General features: G+C 42.0%; 24 protein-coding genes. 16 read left to right on the forward strand and 8 right to left on the reverse strand.

Annotated elements, in window-relative coordinates:
* The first annotated feature begins 1 nt into the window (after position 1).
* From HPC40_RS09110 to HPC40_RS09130, 5 genes are read left to right on the forward strand one after another with little or no spacing between them, the layout of a single operon-like run.
* Positions 2 to 1183 carry a serine hydrolase gene (locus HPC40_RS09110; protein WP_208119187.1) on the forward strand — a complete coding sequence of 394 codons (1182 nt, stop codon included), beginning with the start codon at positions 2 to 4 and terminating at the stop codon, positions 1181 to 1183.
* A 12-nt stretch (positions 1184 to 1195) separates the two neighbouring features.
* Positions 1196 to 1492: a DUF493 family protein YbeD gene (ybeD, locus tag HPC40_RS09115; RefSeq protein WP_208119188.1), complete on the forward strand. Its 297-nt coding sequence runs from the start codon at positions 1196 to 1198 to the stop codon at positions 1490 to 1492.
* A 14-nt stretch (positions 1493 to 1506) separates the two neighbouring features.
* On the forward strand, positions 1507 to 2181 hold the full coding sequence (lipB, locus tag HPC40_RS09120; protein WP_208119189.1) for a lipoyl(octanoyl) transferase LipB: 675 nt from the start codon (positions 1507 to 1509) through the stop codon (positions 2179 to 2181).
* Between the two features lie 16 nt (positions 2182 to 2197).
* On the forward strand, positions 2198 to 3160 hold the full coding sequence (gene lipA, locus HPC40_RS09125) for a lipoyl synthase (protein ID WP_208119190.1): 963 nt from the start codon (positions 2198 to 2200) through the stop codon (positions 3158 to 3160).
* A gap of 24 nt (positions 3161 to 3184) precedes the next feature.
* Positions 3185 to 4393, forward strand: a complete 1209-nt coding sequence (locus HPC40_RS09130; RefSeq protein ID WP_208119191.1) for a BaiN/RdsA family NAD(P)/FAD-dependent oxidoreductase — start codon at positions 3185 to 3187, stop codon at positions 4391 to 4393.
* Here HPC40_RS09130 and HPC40_RS09135 read toward each other — a convergent pair.
* Both HPC40_RS09135 and HPC40_RS09140 read right to left on the reverse strand, forming a co-directional pair.
* Positions 4362 to 6116: a DUF3413 domain-containing protein gene (locus HPC40_RS09135; RefSeq protein WP_208119192.1), complete on the reverse strand. Its 1755-nt coding sequence runs from the start codon at positions 6114 to 6116 to the stop codon at positions 4362 to 4364. The two genes, HPC40_RS09130 and HPC40_RS09135, sit on opposite strands and share 32 nt — an antisense overlap.
* A 16-nt stretch (positions 6117 to 6132) precedes the next feature.
* The gene (locus HPC40_RS09140; protein WP_208119193.1) at positions 6133 to 6354 is read right to left on the reverse strand and encodes a YejL family protein; all 222 of its coding nucleotides are present in this window, start codon (positions 6352 to 6354) and stop codon (positions 6133 to 6135) included.
* A 138-nt stretch (positions 6355 to 6492) separates the two neighbouring features.
* Between HPC40_RS09140 and yejK the strand changes: the two genes are divergently transcribed.
* A complete protein-coding gene (gene yejK, locus HPC40_RS09145; RefSeq protein WP_208119194.1) occupies positions 6493 to 7515 on the forward strand; it encodes a nucleoid-associated protein YejK in 1023 nt (340 codons plus the stop codon).
* Between the two features lie 136 nt (positions 7516 to 7651).
* A complete protein-coding gene (gene bamE, locus HPC40_RS09150; protein ID WP_208119195.1) occupies positions 7652 to 8074 on the forward strand; it encodes an outer membrane protein assembly factor BamE in 423 nt (140 codons plus the stop codon).
* 12 nt (positions 8075 to 8086) lie between these two features.
* Here the strand turns inward: bamE and ampD are convergent, their stop codons facing one another.
* Positions 8087 to 8674, reverse strand: coding sequence for a 1,6-anhydro-N-acetylmuramyl-L-alanine amidase AmpD (ampD, locus tag HPC40_RS09155; protein WP_208119210.1), 588 nt, complete (start codon positions 8672 to 8674; stop codon positions 8087 to 8089).
* 101 nt (positions 8675 to 8775) lie between these two features.
* On the opposite strand from ampD, the gene HPC40_RS09160 reads away from it, so the two are divergent.
* From HPC40_RS09160 to HPC40_RS09175, 4 genes are read left to right on the forward strand one after another with little or no spacing between them, the layout of a single operon-like run.
* On the forward strand, positions 8776 to 9234 hold the full coding sequence (locus tag HPC40_RS09160; RefSeq protein ID WP_208119196.1) for a pilin: 459 nt from the start codon (positions 8776 to 8778) through the stop codon (positions 9232 to 9234).
* A gap of 15 nt (positions 9235 to 9249) precedes the next feature.
* Positions 9250 to 10632, forward strand: a complete 1383-nt coding sequence (locus tag HPC40_RS09165; RefSeq protein WP_328805318.1) for a GspE/PulE family protein — start codon at positions 9250 to 9252, stop codon at positions 10630 to 10632.
* Positions 10629 to 11813 (forward strand): type II secretion system F family protein, encoded by a 1185-nt coding sequence (locus tag HPC40_RS09170; protein ID WP_208119197.1) that lies wholly within the window; start codon positions 10629 to 10631, stop codon positions 11811 to 11813. Before HPC40_RS09165 ends, HPC40_RS09170 begins: the two co-directional genes overlap by 4 nt.
* Positions 11810 to 12484: a prepilin peptidase gene (locus tag HPC40_RS09175; protein WP_208119198.1), complete on the forward strand. Its 675-nt coding sequence runs from the start codon at positions 11810 to 11812 to the stop codon at positions 12482 to 12484. Before HPC40_RS09170 ends, HPC40_RS09175 begins: the two co-directional genes overlap by 4 nt.
* On the opposite strand, the gene HPC40_RS09180 is transcribed toward HPC40_RS09175, so the two are convergent.
* Complete coding sequence (locus HPC40_RS09180; protein ID WP_208119199.1) at positions 12481 to 13254, reverse strand: TOBE domain-containing protein; 774 nt, start codon at positions 13252 to 13254, stop codon at positions 12481 to 12483. The genes HPC40_RS09175 and HPC40_RS09180 overlap by 4 nt on opposite strands.
* A gap of 118 nt (positions 13255 to 13372) precedes the next feature.
* Between HPC40_RS09180 and modA the strand changes: the two genes are divergently transcribed.
* From modA to modC, 3 genes are read left to right on the forward strand one after another with little or no spacing between them, the layout of a single operon-like run.
* Positions 13373 to 14140 carry a molybdate ABC transporter substrate-binding protein gene (gene modA / locus HPC40_RS09185; protein ID WP_208119200.1) on the forward strand — a complete coding sequence of 256 codons (768 nt, stop codon included), beginning with the start codon at positions 13373 to 13375 and terminating at the stop codon, positions 14138 to 14140.
* Between the two features lie 11 nt (positions 14141 to 14151).
* Positions 14152 to 14928: a molybdate ABC transporter permease subunit gene (gene modB / locus HPC40_RS09190; protein WP_208119201.1), complete on the forward strand. Its 777-nt coding sequence runs from the start codon at positions 14152 to 14154 to the stop codon at positions 14926 to 14928.
* Positions 14915 to 15979 (forward strand): molybdenum ABC transporter ATP-binding protein ModC, encoded by a 1065-nt coding sequence (gene modC, locus HPC40_RS09195; protein ID WP_208119202.1) that lies wholly within the window; start codon positions 14915 to 14917, stop codon positions 15977 to 15979. Before modB ends, modC begins: the two co-directional genes overlap by 14 nt.
* A gap of 45 nt (positions 15980 to 16024) precedes the next feature.
* Here the strand turns inward: modC and frdD are convergent, their stop codons facing one another.
* From frdD to frdA, 4 genes are read right to left on the reverse strand one after another with little or no spacing between them, the layout of a single operon-like run.
* A complete protein-coding gene (frdD, locus tag HPC40_RS09200) occupies positions 16025 to 16366 on the reverse strand; it encodes a fumarate reductase subunit FrdD (protein ID WP_208119203.1) in 342 nt (113 codons plus the stop codon).
* 10 nt (positions 16367 to 16376) lie between these two features.
* Positions 16377 to 16778, reverse strand: a complete 402-nt coding sequence (gene frdC, locus HPC40_RS09205) for a fumarate reductase subunit FrdC (RefSeq protein WP_208119204.1) — start codon at positions 16776 to 16778, stop codon at positions 16377 to 16379.
* Between the two features lie 10 nt (positions 16779 to 16788).
* A complete protein-coding gene (locus HPC40_RS09210; protein ID WP_208119205.1) occupies positions 16789 to 17526 on the reverse strand; it encodes a succinate dehydrogenase/fumarate reductase iron-sulfur subunit in 738 nt (245 codons plus the stop codon).
* A gap of 3 nt (positions 17527 to 17529) precedes the next feature.
* Positions 17530 to 19320, reverse strand: coding sequence for a fumarate reductase (quinol) flavoprotein subunit (gene frdA, locus HPC40_RS09215; protein ID WP_208119206.1), 1791 nt, complete (start codon positions 19318 to 19320; stop codon positions 17530 to 17532).
* Between the two features lie 322 nt (positions 19321 to 19642).
* Here frdA and epmA point away from each other — a divergent pair, with 322 nt between their 5' ends.
* A complete protein-coding gene (gene epmA, locus HPC40_RS09220; RefSeq protein ID WP_208119207.1) occupies positions 19643 to 20614 on the forward strand; it encodes an elongation factor P--(R)-beta-lysine ligase in 972 nt (323 codons plus the stop codon).
* Positions 20615 to 20625: 11 nt separating this feature from the next.
* Positions 20626 to 21429 (forward strand): undecaprenyl-diphosphate phosphatase, encoded by an 804-nt coding sequence (bacA, locus tag HPC40_RS09225; protein ID WP_208119208.1) that lies wholly within the window; start codon positions 20626 to 20628, stop codon positions 21427 to 21429.
* The last annotated feature ends 31 nt before the right edge of the window (positions 21430 to 21460 follow it).

Below are 21460 nucleotides of genomic sequence, written 5' to 3' on the forward strand. Positions count from 1 at the left end.
TATGTTTAAACACTCGAAATCAGCTATAACGTTGTTAGCAGCAACTTTATCTGTTTCATCTTTCAGTTTTGCTGAAAGCCAAGCACAAGAATTCAATATTCCTGTGCCAGAATTGAATGCCAAAAGTTTTGTCTTGTTAGACTACCACACAGGGGCGGTGTTAGCACAAAAAGATATGGATGAGCGTTATGCGCCAGCAAGTCTGACAAAAATGATGACCAGCTATGTTGTGGGTGATGCGATAAAGCAAGGCAAAATTCACAATGATGATATTGTCACCATTAGTGAAAACGCGTGGGGTAAAAAATTTCCAGGCTCGTCAAAAATGTTTTTAAATGTCAACCAACAGGTGAGCGTTAAAGATCTTAACTATGGTGTGATTATTGCTTCAGGCAATGATGCGTGTGTTGCACTGGCGGAGCATTTAACGGGCAGTGAGCATAATTTTATTGCATTAATGAACCAATATGTACAGCAATTTGGCTTGAAAAACACCCATTTTGCCACGGTGCATGGTCTAGATGCGGACGGGCAATATTCATCAGCGTATGATATGGCTGTGATTGGGAGTCGCTTAATTCGTGATTTACCTGAAGAATATCATATTTATGCAGAGAAAGATTTTACGTTTAATAAAATTAAACAAAATAATCGCAATGGGTTGTTGTGGGATAAAACACTCCAAGTGGACGGCATTAAAACAGGACATACTGATCAAGCAGGTTATAATTTAGTCGCTTCAGCGGTTAATGGGGATACCCGTTTTGTGTCAGTGGTAATGGGGGTGCCAACTTACAAAGGACGTGAAGTCGAAAGTAAGAAAATTTTACAATGGGGCTTTAATCATTTTGAAACGTTAAAACCGTTTAAAGCAGGCACAGTGATTTCTGAGCAAAGTGTGTATTATGGCGCAGAAAATAAAGTTAAACTAGGCACTATTGAAGCAGGCTACATTACTATTCCGAAAGGAAAAATGGGCGACCTTAAAGCACGTTATGAGTTAAATAATCGCTTTTTAGAAGCACCTTTAGCAAAAGGACAGAGTGTAGGGAAAGTCGTCTACCAGCTTGATGGAAAAGATGTCGCTAGCGTTGATTTGCAAGTATTAGAAAATGTTGACGAGGCAGGCTTCTTTGGCAAAATGGTCGACTGGGTTGTCTTAACGGTTAAAAGCCTATTTTGATGAGGTAATATAATGACAAAAGAAATTAATTTGACCGATCTCGGTGAGGATAAAACCTTAAAAGACTTACTGACGTTTCCATGTAGTTTCACTTTCAAAGTGATGGGGCTGGCAGATACTGAATTGAAAGACAAGGTGGTTGCTGAAGTACAGAAAGTGCTGCCTGGTGATTATGTGCCAGAGGTTAAACCGAGCTCAAAAGGCAAATATGAAGCGGTGTCAATCACGATTCAGGCACAAAACATCGAACAAATCGACACATTATACAAAACGTTGGCGGAAATTGATGGCGTAAGAATGGTGCTATAAAGCAAAGTGCGGTCATGGAACAACGGGAAACAACCTTAATCATTCGTCAACTTGGCATTCAACCTTACGTTGATGTATGGGAGAAAATGCAAGCGTTTACGGATGCGCGCGATGAGGACACGCTGGACGAAATTTGGCTGGTGCAGCATCCGTCGGTCTTTACCCAAGGGCAGGCGGGCAAAGCGGAGCATCTATTGTGTCAAAGTGATATTCCCGTGGTGCAGTCAGACCGTGGTGGGCAGATCACTTATCACGGTGTCGGGCAGCAGGTGATGTATGTGTTGATCGACATCAAACGCCATAAGGATCACAACCGCACTTTTAATGTGCGTGAGTTGGTCAGTGCACTGGAAAATACTGTAATCTCAACGTTACAAGATTACGGTATTGAAAGTGCGGCTAAATCGGATGCGCCAGGGGTTTACGTTGCTGGGCGTAAAATCTGCTCCTTGGGTTTGCGTATTCGCAAAGGGTGTTCCTTTCACGGACTTGCGTTGAACATTAATATGGATCTCACACCATTTTCTTACATTAATCCATGCGGGTATGCTGGGCTAGAAATGTGCCAGTTGAGCGAATTAATTGCAGACCGCACTTTACAATGTGACGCAGTTGCTCCACAATTGGTGCAACATTTTTGTAACATTATGCACTACACGACTGTTCACCACCGACATGGGTGGGTGTAAAATAACTGAGAAAACTATGGGCAAACCGTTTAAAATGGAGCGTGGCGTAAAATACCGCGACGCCGCAAAAACTTCAATTATCCCTGTTAAAAATATCAATCCTGATCAAGCGTTACTGCCAAAACCCGCATGGATGAAAATTAAATTGCCAGCGAGTAGCGCAAAAATAGACGGGATAAAAAATGCGATGCGTAAGCATGGGCTACATTCGGTGTGTGAAGAAGCATCTTGTCCAAATTTAGCAGAGTGTTTTAATCACGGCACTGCAACATTTATGATCCTAGGGGCAATCTGTACCCGACGTTGTCCGTTCTGTGATGTAGCACACGGTAAGCCGCTACCACCTGATCTCGAAGAGCCACGCAAACTTGCGATGACGATTCGTGATATGAAATTGCGTTATGTTGTGATTACTTCGGTTGACCGTGATGATTTGCGTGATGGTGGGGCGGGGCATTTTGCTGAATGTGTGAAAGCCATTCGTGAATTAAACCCTGACATTAAAATTGAAATTTTAGTCCCTGATTTTCGAGGAAAAATTGATCGGGCTTTAGAAGTGCTTGCCACTGCGCCGCCTGATGTGTTTAATCACAATTTGGAAAATATTCCGCGGTTATATAAAGAAATTCGTCCGGGTGCGGATTATCAGTGGTCATTGCGGTTATTGCGTGAGTTTAAAGCCTTATTTCCGCATATTCCAACGAAATCGGGGTTGATGGTGGGCTTAGGTGAAACTAACGAAGAAATTTTAGCAGTGATGCAAGATTTGCGTGACAATGGAGTGACAATGCTCACCTTGGGGCAATATTTACAGCCAAGTCGCCACCATTTGCCCGTCGATCGCTATGTGTCCCCAGCAGAATTTGATGAGATGAAACAAAAAGCGATTGCAATGGGGTTTGAACACGCCGCCTGTGGTCCATTCGTTCGCTCATCCTACCATGCTGATTTACAAGCACAAGGCAAAGAAGTGAAGTGATGTGAACCGCACTTTAAGGTGTTTATGAAAAAACATTACGATGTGGCGATTATTGGCGCAGGTGCAGCAGGGCTTTTTTGTGCGGGAATTTTAGGGCAGGCGGGCTTGCGCGTGTTGCTTTTAGATAATGGCAAAAAGATAGGGCGTAAAATTCTCATGTCGGGTGGAGGCTTTTGCAATTTTACCAATCTTGATGTGAGTGCAGAGCATTATCTTTGTCAAAATCCACACTTTGTGAAATCAGCTCTAGCACGTTTTACGCAATGGGATTTTATTGCACTGGTTAATCAATATCATATTGCGTACCACGAAAAAGAGCGAGGGCAACTTTTTTGTGATCACGGTGCGAGTGAGATTGTGCAGTTGTTGCAGTCGGAATGTGAAAAAGGGCAAGTGGAGATTGCGCTGCGAGAAATCATCAGTGGAGTGGAGTATCAGCAACAGCACTTTATGATTTCGGGTAATCAACGCTATATGGCGACGCATCTAGTGGTGGCAACAGGTGGGCTTTCAATGCCTAAACTTGGTGCAACACCGTTTGGTTATCAATTAGCTGAGCAATTTTCTTTGGAGGTGTTATCGCCGCGAGCCAGCCTTGTGCCGTTTACATTTCGTGAGCAAGACCGTGATTTAGCTGAGCTGGCTGGTGTTTCGTTACCAGTAATAGTACAGGCAAAGAGCGGTATGCAATTTCACCATCAATTATTGTTCACGCATCGTGGCTTGTCAGGCCCTGCGATGTTGCAGATTTCAAATTATTGGCAACCTACCGAACCTTTGCACATTGATTTATTGCCCCAACAGTCGATTAGTACCATGTTGCTTGCGCTTCGTCAGCACTCACCAAAACAGCAACTGAAAACCGCACTTTGCCATATTTTACCAAAGCGGTTGGTGGCATTGTGGGAAGCTCAGCAACGGTTTGCTAATGTCTTGTTGGCGAATATCAGTAATGCACAGCTAACCGCACTTGAGCAATTGGTTCATCAATGGCAGTTCCAACCTAATGGCACAGAGGGCTATCGTAGTGCAGAAGTTACCTTAGGTGGGGTAAATACGACACAAATTTCATCGAAGACGATGCAGGCGGTTACACAGCCGAATCTGTATTTTATTGGTGAAGTGTTAGACGTGACAGGCTGGCTTGGAGGCTATAATTTTCAGTGGGCGTGGAGCTCAGCCTATGCTTGTGCGCAAGGGATTATCGCGCAAGAAAATTACGCTCACGATTAAACACTTGCAAAAAGAGTTCAAGCGGGGGCTTTTCTGATGGTACCAGTTGATGTTTTGCATCAAATTGGAAGTATTCTCCTTTCGAGTCAAGCTGATATTGCATTCCATCCCGTGCAATAATGACATTCCAGCGTTGGTTCGAGGCGAAGACCCATGAAGCATTGTGAGCATTAAACAAGTTACGTCCTTGGGTATAATCTCCATTGCGGTTTTTGATGGCGAACACCTCTTGCATAACAGTTGGTACAATATCCATCAATGAGGTAATGCTATTATATTCGCCTGCACCATGCCCTGCCCATTGCATAATGAGTGGCACTTGAATACGATCTTGCCCAAAATAATTATTGTCTTGTTGATGTTTGCTATTAAATGAGTAGCCTTGATCAGCTGTAATAATCACGACCGTATTGGTTTTTTCTGCAGAAATTTGCGTAAAAATCTGGGCGAGATAATCATCAATGCGTTTCAGATTATTGGCATAAACAGTTTGTTTTTCAGATTGCGTTGCATTAAGCGCGTCCGACATCGCATCAACGATATTGTACTGTAAATAGCTAAACCACGGTGTTTTTTGCTTTGCCTGCCAACTGCGCCATGCCTGTGTACGTTGGTCGTCTTGCCGTAAGGTTGTGATTGGCAGTTGCTTAAATAGTGTGTTTGGATAAAGCGACATAACCGCACTTGGGAAAATGCCGAATTGATAGTTGAGTTGCTGCATTCGCGCAACCCAAATTGGTTGTGTTTTTTGATTTAAGAGACTGTCTAAATAGTTAGCATTCAAGCCATAAAATAGGCTGACTAAGGCACCATCTTCATTATTGCTGCCGCTATAATTATTGGTTAATTGAATATTACTGCGTGCAAAGGTAGACAAGTTTGGCATCATACCTGTTTGGAGCGCATCAAAACGCAGACCTGAAATATTAATTAATAAAATATTCTGATAGGGCTGCGGTGGATGATTATAGTCAAGTGCGGTTTTAGGATAGTCTAACGCAGGGGCATCAAGCCGCCCAGTTTGCGACAGGCGATCAAAATAGATCTCTTTATCTAAGAGTTTATTTTTCTGCAAAAAGGTGCGCGCTGTCATTGGATATGAAAGCGGTAAATTGGCTTTTTGTGCGGTAACGGGGCGATAAAAGTAGGCATCTGCCCAAGCATAAATTAAGTGAGAGCAGATAAAACACATGGTTAAGATGCCCACGACACCTTTTACCCATTTTTGCCGCTCAAGGCTACGTAATTTTTCCCAACTCCAACGTGAGAACAGCATCAGAAACATCAAAATTAGCGGCATCGGGGCGAAGAATATTTCCCAATTACGGGCTAATTTTCCATTATCAGGATTGACTAAAATATCCCACAGTAGGATAGATAAATGTAGGTTAAAGCGGTAATAAACTTCGCTGTCAAATAATAATAAGGTTAAGCCGATTGTTGCGATGATGACACTGATGCTACGAAATGTCGTCGGATTTTTAATAATAAAACTTAAAGGAAATAAAATGAGCAGATAAAGGGCGAAAACAATAAAACTAAAGTGCCCTAATATATTGATAATGAAATAAAATCGTCCGATAAACGTGTCAGGCCAGTCGCTAATAAAGGCATAACGCGCACCAATGAGGATGGCAAAAATAATATTAAACAGTGCAAACCAATGTCCCCACGCAATTTTGCGTGAAATAGCTTCCCAATATTGGCGAGACACGTTTAGCATGAGTTAACCTAGTTTTTTAGTGATGCGATTTAATAGATTGTTTCAGTGCATGGCAGAAAGTTTCAACTAATGCAATTTGTTGTTCTTGCCCTACACTGGATTTTAAGATGTTAGTTATTGTATCACCTAATGCCATTAATGCGAGATCGACATTAGCGTGATGCTGTTCTAGCACACTGGCTAAATCTTCAAGCAGTGCGCGTACTTGTGTATCCGAGTATTTTGATTGTCTTGCCATTTGCTGTGTTATGGTTAATGTTTGCGTGCAAACTGAGTTCATTGTCGTTGTATAGTAGCATAATTTTATTCTGACCGCTAAAAAAGCGCAGCAAAATTTGTTATAATATGCTTAAATTTTTTGATGATGGGTATGAGTATGAGCATTGATGTAAAAGCAATAATTCTTCACCAACTGCAACGTAGTCAGGGCGATAACGACAATATTGCGTTGCAAACAAAATTGAGAGCACAACCGCTAACTGTCGAAGATGATATTTTGCAAATGATGTTAACGCTTCATCAGCAATATCAAAGTAAAGCACAAGCCTACGGGGTATTTAAGCAAGAATCCATTTTTGCGCAACAACTTAATCAATATCTCGAAAGTGAACTGGATTTTTTACAGTTTAGTCAACAAAGTGCCCAAGCATTAAGTCAAGAGTTAAGCCAATATCACTTTGCAGAAAGCGGCACCTTTATTTTTTGTCACTATACTTTTTTAGCCACGCAATACCTGTTTATCGCCTTTTTGGATAATCGTGAAAGTGTGTTAGTGGATGAAAAATTGGATATTCATCAGGTCTCCTATTTAAATATGGCACAGTTTGACATTGCCGCACGCATCAATTTAACCCAATTACAGCACGATGCGAGTGATAAACGCTATTTAAGTTATCTCAAAGGACGAGTTGGGCGTAAAGTGGCGGATTTCTTTATGGATTTTTTAGGGGCAGAGCCAGGGTTTGATCCTAAACAGCAAAATCTCACATTATTGCAGGCCATTGATGATTTTTGCCAACAAGGCGAACTAAGTTCGCAACAAACGCAGGCGGTAAAACATCAAACATTTGATTACTGCAAAGGGCAAATGAAAGCTGGAGAAGACATCGTGTTGTCGGAATTATCTGATACGTTGCCTTTGTTGAATGAGCAACCGTTTATCGAGTTTAGCCAAGCACAAGAATACGACCTATCAGATCATATTCCGCCAGTACAAAGTGCACTTAAAACGCTCACGAAATATTCAGGTGCAGGCAAAGGCGTGACGATTAGTTTTGATACCGCACTTTTAGGTGAACGGATAATTTGGGATGAACAAAGCGATACGCTGTTGCTCAAAGGTTTGCCTGCGAATTTGCGTGATCAGTTACAACGTTTTGCAAAAAGTGAAAATAAGTAAAGTGCGGTTAGATTTTTACATTCAAGCACACTTAGCAGTAGAAAAAATTTTCACTTTTTGGCATTATAAAGCCTATTGATGAAAGCATACCGCTTTTAAGGTGTTTCAAGCCAATCCCAATGGAAAAGGTAAACTTATGCGTATTAAATCTCTTTTAGCCTTGGCATTAATTGGAGTGAGTGTTAGCTCTTGCTCATTATATAATAAGCTGGTGTATCGAATTGATGTGCCACAAGGAAATTATCTTCAGCAAGATCAAGTCGCTCAACTTAACGTTGGCATGAGCCCACAACAAGTGCAGTATTTGCTTGGCACACCGTTGTTGATTGATCCTTATAACCGTTATGTTTGGTATTATGTTTTCTTGCAACAAAAAGGACACGAACAGCCCGTACAAAGAACCCTGACGGTGAATTTTTCACAACAAGGTTCGGTGACCGATTTCACCTTAGATAAACCACTACCCGATGTACAGCAAGGAGACATTAAGCCGATTGAGCTTGATGATGAACGCAGTTGGTGGCAATCATTCAAAGAGCTCTTTAGCTCGTCAAAATAGTTATTAGCCCGATTATATCGGGCTTTTTTCTTGCTTTAATAATTGGCGATAATATCCCCAATCAAAATATTTACCAGGGTCAATTTTTCTGCCTGGCGATATATCACAATGCCCGACAATTCTGTCATCGCGAATATTCGGATACGTGCGTTGTAAAAGTGCGGTCAAGCGGCTTAGGCTGTGGTATTGAGCAGGCGTAAAGGGTTGGTTATCTGAACCTTCTAACTCAATACCAATGGCGAAATCATTACATTTCTCTCGCCCTTGAAAACACGACACGCCCGCATGCCATGCCCTGTCATGAAAATTGACATATTGGGTAATGTTTCCTTGACGGTCAATCAAACAGTGTGCGGAAACACGCATTTCCGCTATTTCGGCAAAATAGGCATGTTGGGTGGTATCAAGCTTTCCTTGAAAAAAATCATCAATAAAATGCCCGCCAAACTGTTCAGGTGGTAGGCTGATGTAGTGGATTACTAAAAGGCTGATGTCATCTTCATGTTCGCGTTGATCAAAGTGCGGTGAAGGTACGATGCGTGCATTTTTTAGCCAGCCGTTTTCAATTTCCAAGGGTGGATGGGTGATATTTGCGATCATCATTCTAAAATTTAGGTGCAATATTGGATCTCTTTATTCTGCTTTGTCATGGTTATGGGGTCAATCATTTTCGATTGATTTCAGTAAGAAAAGGAAAAACTATGCAAACAAAATTAAGATTTACATCTATGTATAAAGCGGGCTTTACTCTCATCGAGCTGATGATTGTGATTGCCATTATTGCGGTATTAGCAACGATTGCAGTACCCGCCTATCAAAATTACACCAAAAAAGCGGCATTGTCTGAGTTATTGCAGGCGGCAAGCCCTTATCGCAGTGATGTTGAGCTGTGTTTATATAATTTAGAGGCAAGCCAGTGTAATGCACAAACAAATGGTGTGGCACAAAATAAAGATTATAGTGCGGATAACTCGGTGAAATATACCAAGAGTATTAATGTTGCTGCGGGTGTGATTACGGTGGAAGGCAAAGCAACACTTGATGGATATAGCTATACCATGACACCAAGTAAAGCAGATAGTGGTGAAATTTCATGGTCTGTGCGCTGTTCTGGGGCAGATATTTCGCTATTTCCCGCAGGCTTTTGTAATGCAAACTAGTTAGGTGGAGGGCGCGTGAGTTATTGTATCCATAGTGTACAGGATGGTGAATTTTCTATTGCGCCAGGACTTTGGGCGCAAAATAAGCAGGAGCGTGCGCTGTTAATGCGATATTTTGCGTTGCCCTTAAAAGAAACGGACACACATTTGTATTTGGGGGTGGAAAGTTTAGATAATTTAAATGCGTGTGAAGTATTCGCTTTTTTACGCCATAAAATTGTTGAACCCGTAGCGTTAGCAAAAGTGGATTTGACTCAAGCACTTAAGTCCTTAAATGATGTTGATGTGCCTGAACGGGATTATAGTCATCAACTTTATCAATTATCGGCTCAAGCGCAGATTGAGGAAGAAGACGATGAACCTGTGATTGCCTTGTTACAAACATTATTTGAACGAGCTTTGAAACAGCGTGTTTCGGATTTACATTTTGAGCCCGCTCAAAATGGATTAAAAGTGCGGTTTCGGATTGACGGTGTGTTACGCAATGTGCAAACGATTTCGCCAACATTGGCACCGCGTATCCTGTCACGTTTAAAGTTGCTAGCGCAATTAGATATTAGCGAAACACGTTTACCACAAGATGGGGCGTTTCATTTTACCACGCGCTATAATGACAAACTGGATTTTCGACTATCAGTGATGCCCACACACTTGGGTGAAAAAGCGGTATTGCGTTTACAACATAATGAGCCGATTGTGCAGGATTTCACAGCGTTAGGCATGAGTGAAACACAAGTGGCTCAGTTTACAACCGCACTTTGTCAGCCTCAAGGCTTGATTTTAGTAACAGGCCCGACAGGGAGCGGTAAAAGTATCACGCTTTACAGTGCATTAGCGGCACTCAATAGCCCTGAAAAGCATATTCTCACTGCTGAAGATCCGATTGAAATCACGTTAAATGGCATTGTGCAAACGCAAATTAATCCTGCGATTGGCTTAACATTTGAGCAATTGCTGCGTACGTTTTTACGCCAAGATCCAGATATTATTATGTTGGGTGAAATTCGTGATGAAGCGAGTGCGAAAATGGCACTGCGTGCCGCTCAAACAGGGCATTTAGTCCTTTCCACACTGCATACAAATGATGCAGCTTCTGCGATTGATCGTCTAACACAACTTGGCATTTCGCCTTTTGAAATTAAATCGACATTGTTATTAGTTATTGCGCAGCGGTTACTGCGACGACGGTGTCAATGTACGGATGCAAGCTGTGAACATTGTCATAATGGCTATCGAGGGCGGATTGGTGTTTATCAATTTCTCACATGCCAGTCACAGCAGGGGGAAATGCTTTATCAACTTGATTTTGCAACGCTGTATGACAGTGGCAAACAGAAAGTGATTGACGGCATAACAGATAATGCTGAGCTTGAACGTGTATTAGGGAGGGCAGAATGATTGAATTTCAGTGGCGTGGACGATCAGCATTAGGTGTGCCACAAAAAGGTGTCATTCTTGCCGCAAGCAAAGAGCAAGCACAATTACAACTCACTCATGAGGGTGTTTATGATGTCACATTGCAGCGCAATTGGCATTTACCACATAAAGCATCGGCACATGATATTCAGCAATTATGCCAGCAGCTAGCGATGTTAGCGCAAGCTAAAGTGCCCATTAAGCAAGCCATTGATATGATTTATCGTAGCACAACTCACCAAGAGCTGTATCGTTGGCTGGGGCATCTCGATCAACAGCTTTCCTTTGGTTATAGCCTTTCACAGGCATTAGCACAATATCCGACATTTTTTAATGCGCAAGAGCGAGAACTCATCAATATCGGTGAACAAAGTGGTGAGCTAGCTGACATTTTTCAACGTATTGCACAGGCCAGACAAGCACGTTTAGCATTGCAACAAAAATTACAAAAAATTGCATTTTATCCGACGTTAGTATTTGTCATTTCGTTTGTTTTAACATTGTTATTATTGCTTTTTGTGGTGCCTGAGTTTGCACAAATGTATCAACAAAATTCGCATTCACTACCGCACTTTACACAGTGGTTGCTGCATCTTTCTCATCTTGCACAGGCGTATGGCATTGTGTGTTGTGTAGGGTTTTTTATGTTATTCCTTGTTTTAAAAATGAGCATAAGAAAAAGTGTTCGCCTACAACAATTACTCAACCGCACTTTATTAAACATGCCATTAATTGGGAGCATAATGCAAAGCCAAGCACGAGTGCAGTTGAGTCAAAATTTGAGCCTAATGCTCAACGCAGGTTTAACGTTGATGCAGGCCATCGATATTTTAGTCAAACAAAATAACCATAGCCTGCAACATACTGCCTTGCAGCAGTGCCAACAGTTGTTGATGCAAGGGTATCGTTTTTCGCAAAGTGTGAGCTTCATTTTATTTTCTCAGCAAGAGCAGAGTATGTTACGTATCGCCGAGCAGAGTAATGCGTTAGCACTGATCCTTGCACAAATTGCACAAGGGCATCGCGATCAGTTAAATCATAAAATTGATCTGCTTTCTCAGGTATTAGAACCGCTGTTAATGCTTGTCATTGGCGTACTGATCGGTGGCGTGATGCTGGGGCTTTATCTGCCAATTTTCAACATGGGAGCTGTATTGGGATGATGTTAACCGCACTTTTTCTAGGTGCAATGGCGGGCAGAGCCTTGCAATGGGCATTACAGCGTTTCCCACAGCAAGTCAACCGCACTTTAGCACAGGAGTATAAAACGTTCTATGGTCAAGCCATAGAGGATTTCCGCAAATTACCAGCGTTTCCGCATTATCCTAAATGGCTATTACCATTGAGCATGGCAGTCATCAGTGGAGTATGTTGGTATATATATCGTGATACTATCGCATGGGGTATTCATGTCAGCTTGCTTTGGCTGTTATTGCATATTGCATTGACGGATTGGCATTATCAATTGATTTCCACCCTGAACTGCGTTTTGCTTGTGCTTTTAGGCCTAATCAAAGTGCGCTTGGGATTGGGAGTAATAACGCCACTTGAGCTTTGCAATAGTTTAATCTTTGGGCTTATATTGAGCATCAGTATTTTGGAGCTGTGTCGCATCATCTATCAACGCTGTGCCTTTGGAGAGGGGGATTGCTATCTCATCTGTGCGTTGGGCTGTTTTTTACCATGGTGGCGATTACCGCACTTACTCTTTTGGGCAAGTGTGTGTACGCTGATCGGTTTTATGATTGCAAAATTGTGCACGAAAAAGCACTTGCAACGCTTGCCATTTGCACCTGGGTTAGTGCTTGCTTTCGCCATTGTTAGCGTATATTAAAGGGCTAACAGAATAATTTTTTCAGGATCGATGGTAAAATAAACCTGTTCGCCAATGTTAAATATTTGTGAGTCTCGGGAAGAGGCGCACAGCACAAGGCGATCAATGGCTAATAAGACTTCTTGTGTATCTTGTTGAGTGGTTACGTTCTTGATGGTGCCCGTAAACGTATTGACGGCATTGCAAGGGGTGTAGGAGATATTGATCCAAGGGGCTTTAAACATCATCAATAACTCTTGTCCTAGATGAATATTTAACCGTTTTTGGCTTGCTTTAGTAATGCTGACAATAAGTGGGGTCTCAAATCCAAATACGTTTAGGCTGACATTGCATTTTAAATAATGATCTTCAATATGAACGACTTGCCCAAATAATTGATTGCGCGCACTGCTTTGTAAGCCAAAACGTGCGGTAGCGGCCAACAGGCTGGTAAGCGGGATGGATTCATCTTGCAAGAGTGTAAATGCGCGTTGTTGCGCTTGCTCAAGTAAATGATAAAGTTTGAGTATGCGTTTGGCATAATCGGTAAGTTGTGTACCACCGCCTTCTTTTCCGCCCGTATTACGCAGTAATAAAGGTTTTGGGCTGACAGCCTCCATGGCATTTAGGCTATCCCACGCAGTTTTATAACTAAGATTGATTTGTTTTGCAGCCTGTGCAATTGAGCCCGTTGTATCAATGTGTTGAAGCAATGCAATGCGTCTAGGGTCAACAAAGCATTGCTGTTGCAACTTTATGCTTAAATCAATTTCAATATTTTTCTCTGTCATACTCTCTCCGCACTCATTATCACTTATTGTAAAAGAAAATTCTGTCTTGCCATAGTGCTATTTTTATAGCATTATATATCTAGTTATATAACGAACTCCGTTTAAAATAGAGGTGATTATGTTCAAAATGATCAAAAAAACAGTTTTTATTGTGGGGACATTAATGTTTGCATTACCAGGACTTACACACGAAAAATTAACTGTATTTGCTGCAGCGTCAATGACGAATGTCTTGCAAGAGATAGCCACCCAGTTTAAAGATGAGCATAAAGACACCGAGGTTGTATTTTCATTTGCATCATCATCGGTTGTGGCTCGTCAGATCAATGAAGGTGCGCCTGCTGACATCTTCATTTCAGCGAATCAAAAATGGATGAACTTTTTAGAAGAAAACAACAAAATCGTGAACGATTCTCGTCGAACTATCGCGGGGAATACGTTGGTATTAATTGCGCCTAAAACCGCAGGAGATGTGAAATTTGACCCTGCGAAACCAGAATGGGTTGCCTATTTAGGCGATCGTTATTTGGCTGTGGGTGATCCTGATCATGTTCCAGCAGGCAACTATGCTAAAACAGCATTAACTAATCTTGAACTTTGGGGGCAAGTTGAAAATAAATTAGCTCGTGCAGCAAATGTGCGTGCGGCTTTGGCGTTGGTGGAGCGTGGTGAATCACCATTGGGTATTGTTTATGCAACCGATGCAGCGGAAAGCAATAAAGTGCAGGTTGTTGGCACATTCCCACAGAGCGCATATAACGCCATTGAATATCCCGCCGCTATTGTAAAAGAGCACGATAGCAAAACTGCACAGGATTTTATGACGTTTTTAGGATCGGATAAAGGCAAAGCAACGCTGGCTAAATATGGATTTAGCGTAAATTAGTCTCGTTTATTATGGTAAAGTGCGGTATTGACCGCACTTTCATTTTAGGAAAGGCGGTTGTTTTGGACGCATGGATATCTTTCTTCTCACTGTCTCCCGTTGAGATAAGTGCCGTTAAATTAAGTTTACGCGTTGCACTGTTGGCAATGCTGTGGAGTTTGCCATTTGCAATTTTTTTGGCCTGGTTACTTGCTCGCTATGACTTTCCTGGTAAAAATTTACTCAATGGTATCATCCATTTGCCTTTGGTGTTGCCACCTGTGGTAATAGGCTACCTTTTGCTTGTAGGGCTTGGGCGTAATGGCGTGATTGGGCAATATTTGTATCAATGGTTTGGTATTACCTTTGCCTTTAGTTGGCGTGGTGCTGTGGTGGCCTCAGCAGTGGTTGCATTTCCATTAGTGGTGCGCTCGATTCGTTTAGCATTGGAAAATGTTGATCCAAAATTAGAACAAGCGGCTCGTACATTGGGTGCGAGTCCATGGCGTGTGTTTTTCAGCATTACGTTACCGTTATCATTTTCAGGAATTTTAGCGGGTGTTGTGCTTGGATTTGCTCGCTCATTGGGCGAATTCGGTGCCACGATTACGTTTGTATCCAACATTATTGGTGAAACACAGACTATTCCGCTGGCGATGTATTCTTTAATTGAAACGCCAGGTATGGAAAGTGCGGCGGCAAGATTGTGCGTGATTGCCATCATTATTGCCTTAATTTCATTAATTTTATCTGAATGGCTGGCTCGTAAAGCAAAATATAAATTAGGACAACGTGATGCTGGAAATTAATGTGAAACAGCGGTTAGGAACAATGGCCCTGAATGTTGATGTGACTGTGCCTAATCATGGCGTGACCGCACTTTTTGGGTTATCGGGAAGTGGAAAATCCTCCTTGATTAATCTGGTAAGTGGTTTGACGAAGCCAGATTCGGGTTATATTCACTTAAATGGTAAAACATTAGTGGACAGGCAGGGTGGCGTGTATGTACCCCCTGAAAAACGCAAAGTCGGATATGTGTTTCAAGATGCTCGCTTGTTTCCGCATTATACGGTACGTGGCAATTTGCATTATGGAATGAAACGCCAGCAGTATAGACATTTTGACGAAATTGTTGAATTATTAGGCATTCAAGCATTGCTCGATCGCTATCCACTGACCCTTTCAGGGGGTGAGAAACAGAGGGTGGCGATTGGACGGGCATTATTCGCTCAGCCTGATTTATTATTAATGGACGAGCCTCTGGCAGCCTTGGATCTGCCACGCAAGCAAGAGTTGTTGGACTACCTTGATCGTCTGACCAAAGAGATTAACATTCCTATTTTATATGTTAGCCACAGTTTGGAAGAATTGTTGCGTTTAGCACAGCAAGTCATTTTAATGCAAGATGGGCAGGTTTTAGCTTATGATAAATTAGAGCGTATTTGGCAAAGTGAGCATTTTTTACCTTGGAAGAATGAAACAAAGCAAAGTGCGGTTTTTAGTTTGCCAATAGTGTTACACCATCGTGATTTCCCAATGACCGCACTTGACTTTGCAGGGCAGCAATTGTGGATTAAACTCGTTAAGGGCAGCGCGGTAGGTGAGAAGGTGCGGGTTTGTATTTATGCCTCTGATGTATCGATCGCATTAGAACGTGTAAAAAATAGCTCCATTCGCAATAGCCTTGCGTGTCAAATCAGTGCTATTAAGCATATTAATGACCATGAGATCGAAATAGCATTAACGACAGACGGTTTAACGTTTTGTGCATTAATTACGCCATGGGCATTTTCTGAATTGGCGTTACGAGTTGGAATGCGTGTATTTGCGCAGGTGAAAAGTGTTAGTGTGATTCGCTAAAATAAAAACCCTTGGCATGCCAAGGGTTTTTTGTGTTTTAAGAGATTAAATGTTGATAACCGCAAAGAATGTGATCACACTATAAAGTGTAGCTAGCCCATAGAAAATAACACCACTGGCTGGAAGATGCACTTTAAAATCGTGCAAAGCGTGATGGATACGGTGCATACCACACCACATTGGGAAAATCGCAACAACAAGAAGAATTAATTTGCCTAAAAAACTGTGGGCAAAGGTAATCATATTCTCCGCACTGACTAATCCCAATGGATAAAGAAATAGCAAAATTAGCGCTAAAACGGGGAACACGATTGCGCTCACAGTACCGCCAGCACCAAAGAGTAGCCATACCACAGGCTCATTGGAACGTTTTGGTGATTGATTCATCGTATCCTCCTTAAATATATACAAGAACAAGGGTAATAAGTGACACCAATAATGTGATTGCCCACATTACCAGACGAATCCACGCTTGTGGCACACGCTCATTCTTGTAGATAAGATTTAATGCTTTAGGTGTTAACCCAAACCAAGTGACTGTATTGAATACTAAGCCAGCCATTGTGATGACATTCAGCAGGATCACCAATGGATTTTTCAAAAAACTCACGAAATTGGTTTCAAAAGAACCATTTCCGAGGCAAAGAAAAGCATAAAATAAAACAATACAAAACCAAACTGTTGGAAGTGCGGTTGCTTCACGCACCATATAGAATTTATAAAAATCCAGTTTTTTCCACCAAGTCGGTTTAACTTCACGAACGTATTTTTTACGTTTAGTTGCTGCCGTTGTGTTCATTCGTATCTCCTTACTTTTGCGGTTTCAGCATTGCGATAACGTAGTCTTTAGACGACTCGACTTTGCCTTGGTTTACCGCAGCCGCTGGGTCAACGTGTTTTGGACACACTTCAGAGCAAAAACCTACAAAAGTACATGTCCAAACCCCATTTTTACCATTGATAATTTTCATTCGCTCAGCTTTACCATGATCACGATTATCAAGGTTGTAACGATGTGCAAGTGTTAATACAGCTGGTCCAACAAATTCAGGGTTCAAGCCAAATTGTGGACAGGCGGCGTAACACAATCCGCAGTTAATACACATAGAGAAAGTGCGGTATTTTTCCAGTTGTGCTGGTGTTTGTTTTGCACGTTGCCCTGGTGGAGTTTGGTTACCAATGATATAAGGTTTGATAGACTCTAGGCTTTCAATAAAGTGGCTCAAATCAACCACTAAATCACGCTCAATTGGGAAATTCGCCAATGGTTCAATGCGCATAAAACCACTGTAATCGCGTAAAAATGTTTTACAGGCGAGGCTTGGGCGATTGTTGACCATCATGCCACAAGAACCACAAATTGCCATACGGCAAGACCAGCGATAAGACAATTCAGGCTCAAGTTGATCTTTGATATAGCCTAGTGCGTCAAGCAGTGATGTTTGATCATCGTAAGGCACATCGTAGGCTTTCAAATAAGGTTCGTTATCGACTTCTGGGTTGTAGCGCAGAATTTCGATTTTCATAATTTTATTTGCTTGACCCATAGTTTACTCCTTATTTGCCTTGGCTGCTTTTTCAGCCGCTTCCGCTTCTGCACCATATACACGTTTTGCTGGCTGTGATTTAGTAATTTTTACATCACTATATTCAATGGTTGGTGCACCATCTGCATTGTAATAGGCTAGAGTATGTTTGAGGTAGTTCACATCATCACGTTCAGTGTAGTCTAAGCGTTGATGTGCGCCACGTGACTCTTTACGAGCGATAGCTGATGAAGAGATTGATTGGGCAACATCTAAGATTGTGCCAAGTTCAATGGTATATAAAATGTCTGTATTGAACACACTTGAACGGTCAGAAATACGAATTTTCTTAAAGCGTTCTTTCAATTCAGCAATTTTATCCACGGTTTTTTGCATGGATTCTTCGGTACGATAAATACCACAGCCTTCTTCCATCGCATCACCCATTTCATCACGAATATGTGACCAGCTTTCGTTGCCTTCCTGATCAAGTAGTGCATTAAGGCGAGCGACAACATCACGAGCTTGGGCATCAATTGCTGCACTATTAACTTGTGCACTTTCTGCGGCACGTTTGGCGGCATTCTCGCCCGCCACTTTACCAAGTACAACAAGTTCGGCCAGTGAGTTTGATCCTAAACGATTTGCACCATGTAAGCCTGAAGACGCACATTCACCCACGGCAAATAGACCTTTAATGCGTGTTTCTGATTGTTGATCAACTTCAATACCACCCATGGTGTAGTGTACGACTGGACGCACTGGAATTGGTGCTTTAGCAGGGTCGACCCCTTCATACGCTTTGGCAAGTTCGCAAATAAATGGTAAGCGTTCATGCAAATATTTTTCCCCGAGATGACGCAAATCAAGGTGAACAACATCAACACCTTTAGCCGTTTTAAGGGTGTTACCCTTACGCCATTCTTGCCAGAATGCTTGGGACACTTTATCACGTGGCCCTAATTCCATATATTTATTTTCAGGTTTACCAATTGGCGTTTCAGGGCCAAGACCGTAATCTTGCAAATAACGGTAGCCATCTTTATTGACTAAGATACCACCTTCCCCACGGCATCCTTCGGTCATTAAAATCCCTGTATTTGGTAAACCAGTTGGGTGATATTGCACAAATTCCATATCACGTAATGGTACGCCATGGCGATAGGCCATTGATAAACCATCACCTGTTACAATTCCCCCGTTTGTGTTAAAGCGGAATGCACGGCAACCGCCACCTGTTGCAATTACCACTGCATTGGCGTTAATTTGCACTAGCGTACCTTCCATCATATTCATGGCTACCACGCCACGAGCATGACCATCATCGGTCAAAATATCCAATACGAAGTGTTCATCATAGCGAATAATTTGAGGGAATTGGATTGAAGTTTGAAATAACGTATGCAGTAAATGGAAGCCAGTTTTATCTGCAGCAAACCATGTACGCTCAATTTTCATTCCACCAAAACGGCGAACATTGACTTCTCCGTCTTGACGGCGACTCCATGGACAACCCCAGCGTTCAAGTTGGGTCATTTCGACAGGAGAGTGCTCAACAAAATATTCAACAACATCTTGCTCACATAACCAGTCACCACCTGCTACGGTATCATGGAAATGTTTGTCATAGCTATCTTCTGATTTAATAACAGCCGCAGCACCACCTTCTGCTGCCACAGTATGGCTACGCATAGGGTAAACTTTTGAAATTAATGCAATTTTAAGGTTAGGGTTTGCTTCAGCAGCAGCGATTGCAGCACGCAAGCCACCACCGCCAGCACCAACAATTGCAATATCGACATTAACGGTTTGCACGATATTCCTCCACGCAAAATGTGAGTAAAAGTAATGATTTTAAATACAAAAAGTAAGAATCGTTAAAATATCTATTTTTGATTAGTGTCATTTTGCCACCTTTTTGATAACAAATTAATTACTTTTTTCTAAATCGCCAGAAAAAGGTTTCATTTCGTGATCTAACTCAAAAAAGCGATACAGGATAATAACTTACTTAAATAGTATGGTATTTCGTTGTTCTATTTGGCATAGAAAAAGTGCGGTTATTTCATATAAAATCCATTGAGAGTTAACCTAATAATCGCTAGAATGCCCACAATTTTACATAAAGCAGGTTGATATGATTTTACAACAACAATGGCAGCCCAGTGCGCCAATGAAAAATATTCTTGCTCGCGCCAAAATGCTGGCAGAACTTCGCAGCTTTTTCACTGATCGTGGCTTATTGGAAGTTGAAACCCCTATTTTGAGCGAGTTTGCGGTTACTGACGTGCATTTGAGTGTGTTTGAAAGCCGCTATGATGCGCCGTTTGCTGATGGTGATAAACCCCTTTATCTTGCCACCAGCCCTGAATATCATATGAAACGCTTACTTGCCGCAGGCAGTGGACCGATTTTTCAAATCAGCAAAGTGTTCCGTAACGAAGAAAATGGTGCACACCATAATCCAGAATTTACCATGTTAGAGTGGTATCGACCGCACTTTGATATGTTTCGGCTTATCAATGAAGTGGACGATTTACTGCAACAAATTTTAGATTGTAAACCAGCAGAAAGTTTTAGCTATCAATTTATTTTCCAAGAATGTGTGGGACTTGATCCGCTTTCGGCAGAGAAGCAGCAGCTCGTGAAAAAAGCGCAAGAGCAAGGGTTGATGGACGCAGAGAATCAAACACGTGATGGGTTATTGCAGTTTTTATTTACCGCACTTGTTGAGCCAAAAATTGGGCAAGAATGCCCAGCGGTGGTGTACCATTTCCCGACTACGCAGGCAGCACTTGCACAAATTAGTTCTGAAGATCATCGTGTAGCGGAGCGTTTTGAGTTTTATTTCAAAGGGCTTGAACTTGCAAATGGCTTTAATGAACTCACCGATGCGCAAGAGCAAATTCAGCGTTTTGAGCGAGATAACAAACAACGTAGCGCACTTGGCTTACCTGAACGTGCGATTGATCAACGCTTTATCTCAGCGTTGCGTCATGGAATGCCACAGTGTTCGGGCGTCGCACTGGGGGTTGATCGCCTGTTGATGATCGCACTGGGTGAAAAAGAGATTCGCAATGTGCTGACGTTTAATATTGAGAACGCATAATTGGAGTTGCTATGTCTGAATTAATGATTGCCGCCATTTTAGGCATTGTGGAAGGATTAACCGAGTTTTTGCCCGTTTCATCGACAGGGCATATGATTATCGCAGGCTATTTTCTAAACTTTACAGGCGAAAAAGCAGCGACGTTTGAAGTTATTATTCAACTTGGCTCGATTTTGGCGGTGGTGGTGGTATTTTGGCGGAAAATGTTTGGCTTAATTGGCATTCATTTTGGCAAGCCGCCTGCACCAAATCATTCGCAATTAAGCCTATTACACATCATTTTAGGGATGATTCCAGCTGTTGTGTTGGGGCTGGCGTTTCATCACACGATTAAATCGTGGTTTACGATACAAAACGTGATTTTTTCGCTGATTGCGGGGGGGATTTTGCTCATCATTGCGGAGAAAATGCGTCCGCAAGTACGAGCACATACAGTGGATCAAATCTCCTACAAACAAGCCTTTGCCATTGGTTTATTTCAATGCTTAGCACTTTCACCCGGTTTTTCTCGCTCAGGTGCGACGATTTCAGGCGGTTTATTAATGGGCGTTGGACGACAAGCCGCAGCGGAATATTCATTTATTCTTGCAGTGCCAATGATGATGGGCGCAACGGTGTTAGATTTATACAAAAGTCTAAACTTTCTCACCAGTGCAGATATTCCAATGTTTGTTGTGGGCTTTGTTGTTGCGTTTGTTGTTGCCATGTTGGCGATCAAAGTCTTTTTAAATCTGATTACGCACATTACTTTTATCCCGTTTGCGATTTACCGTTTTATCGTTGCCATTGCATTGTATTTTGTGTTCATCCACTAAATCATTGGCAAAAATAAAAGTGCGGTCAGAC

This window comes from Spirabiliibacterium falconis (genome assembly GCF_014885015.1).
GTDB classification, from domain to species: domain Bacteria; phylum Pseudomonadota; class Gammaproteobacteria; order Enterobacterales; family Pasteurellaceae; genus Spirabiliibacterium; species Spirabiliibacterium falconis.

Bases quoted from the DNA above. Each gene is read 5' to 3' on its own strand.
- HPC40_RS09110 (WP_208119187.1), top strand. From the start codon at position 2: ATGTTTAAACACTCGAAATCAGCTATAACGTTGTTAGCAGCAACTTTA.
- bamE (WP_208119195.1), top strand. From the start codon at position 7,652: ATGCGTATTAAATCTCTTTTAGCCTTGGCATTAATTGGAGTGAGTGTT.
- HPC40_RS09210 (WP_208119205.1), bottom strand. From the start codon at position 17,526: ATGGGTCAAGCAAATAAAATTATGAAAATCGAAATTCTGCGCTACAAC.
- HPC40_RS09175 (WP_208119198.1), top strand. From the start codon at position 11,810: ATGATGTTAACCGCACTTTTTCTAGGTGCAATGGCGGGCAGAGCCTTG.
- HPC40_RS09180 (WP_208119199.1), bottom strand. From the start codon at position 13,254: ATGACAGAGAAAAATATTGAAATTGATTTAAGCATAAAGTTGCAACAG.
- lipA (WP_208119190.1), top strand. From the start codon at position 2,198: ATGGGCAAACCGTTTAAAATGGAGCGTGGCGTAAAATACCGCGACGCC.
- ybeD (WP_208119188.1), top strand. From the start codon at position 1,196: ATGACAAAAGAAATTAATTTGACCGATCTCGGTGAGGATAAAACCTTA.
- frdC (WP_208119204.1), bottom strand. From the start codon at position 16,778: ATGAACACAACGGCAGCAACTAAACGTAAAAAATACGTTCGTGAAGTT.
- modA (WP_208119200.1), top strand. From the start codon at position 13,373: ATGTTCAAAATGATCAAAAAAACAGTTTTTATTGTGGGGACATTAATG.
- yejK (WP_208119194.1), top strand. From the start codon at position 6,493: ATGAGCATTGATGTAAAAGCAATAATTCTTCACCAACTGCAACGTAGT.
- HPC40_RS09140 (WP_208119193.1), bottom strand. From the start codon at position 6,354: ATGGCAAGACAATCAAAATACTCGGATACACAAGTACGCGCACTGCTT.
- epmA (WP_208119207.1), top strand. From the start codon at position 19,643: ATGATTTTACAACAACAATGGCAGCCCAGTGCGCCAATGAAAAATATT.
- modB (WP_208119201.1), top strand. From the start codon at position 14,152: ATGGTAAAGTGCGGTATTGACCGCACTTTCATTTTAGGAAAGGCGGTT.
- lipB (WP_208119189.1), top strand. From the start codon at position 1,507: ATGGAACAACGGGAAACAACCTTAATCATTCGTCAACTTGGCATTCAA.
- HPC40_RS09135 (WP_208119192.1), bottom strand. From the start codon at position 6,116: ATGCTAAACGTGTCTCGCCAATATTGGGAAGCTATTTCACGCAAAATT.
- HPC40_RS09170 (WP_208119197.1), top strand. From the start codon at position 10,629: ATGATTGAATTTCAGTGGCGTGGACGATCAGCATTAGGTGTGCCACAA.
- ampD (WP_208119210.1), bottom strand. From the start codon at position 8,674: ATGATCGCAAATATCACCCATCCACCCTTGGAAATTGAAAACGGCTGG.
- HPC40_RS09130 (WP_208119191.1), top strand. From the start codon at position 3,185: ATGAAAAAACATTACGATGTGGCGATTATTGGCGCAGGTGCAGCAGGG.
- modC (WP_208119202.1), top strand. From the start codon at position 14,915: ATGCTGGAAATTAATGTGAAACAGCGGTTAGGAACAATGGCCCTGAAT.
- HPC40_RS09160 (WP_208119196.1), top strand. From the start codon at position 8,776: ATGCAAACAAAATTAAGATTTACATCTATGTATAAAGCGGGCTTTACT.
- frdD (WP_208119203.1), bottom strand. From the start codon at position 16,366: ATGAATCAATCACCAAAACGTTCCAATGAGCCTGTGGTATGGCTACTC.
- bacA (WP_208119208.1), top strand. From the start codon at position 20,626: ATGTCTGAATTAATGATTGCCGCCATTTTAGGCATTGTGGAAGGATTA.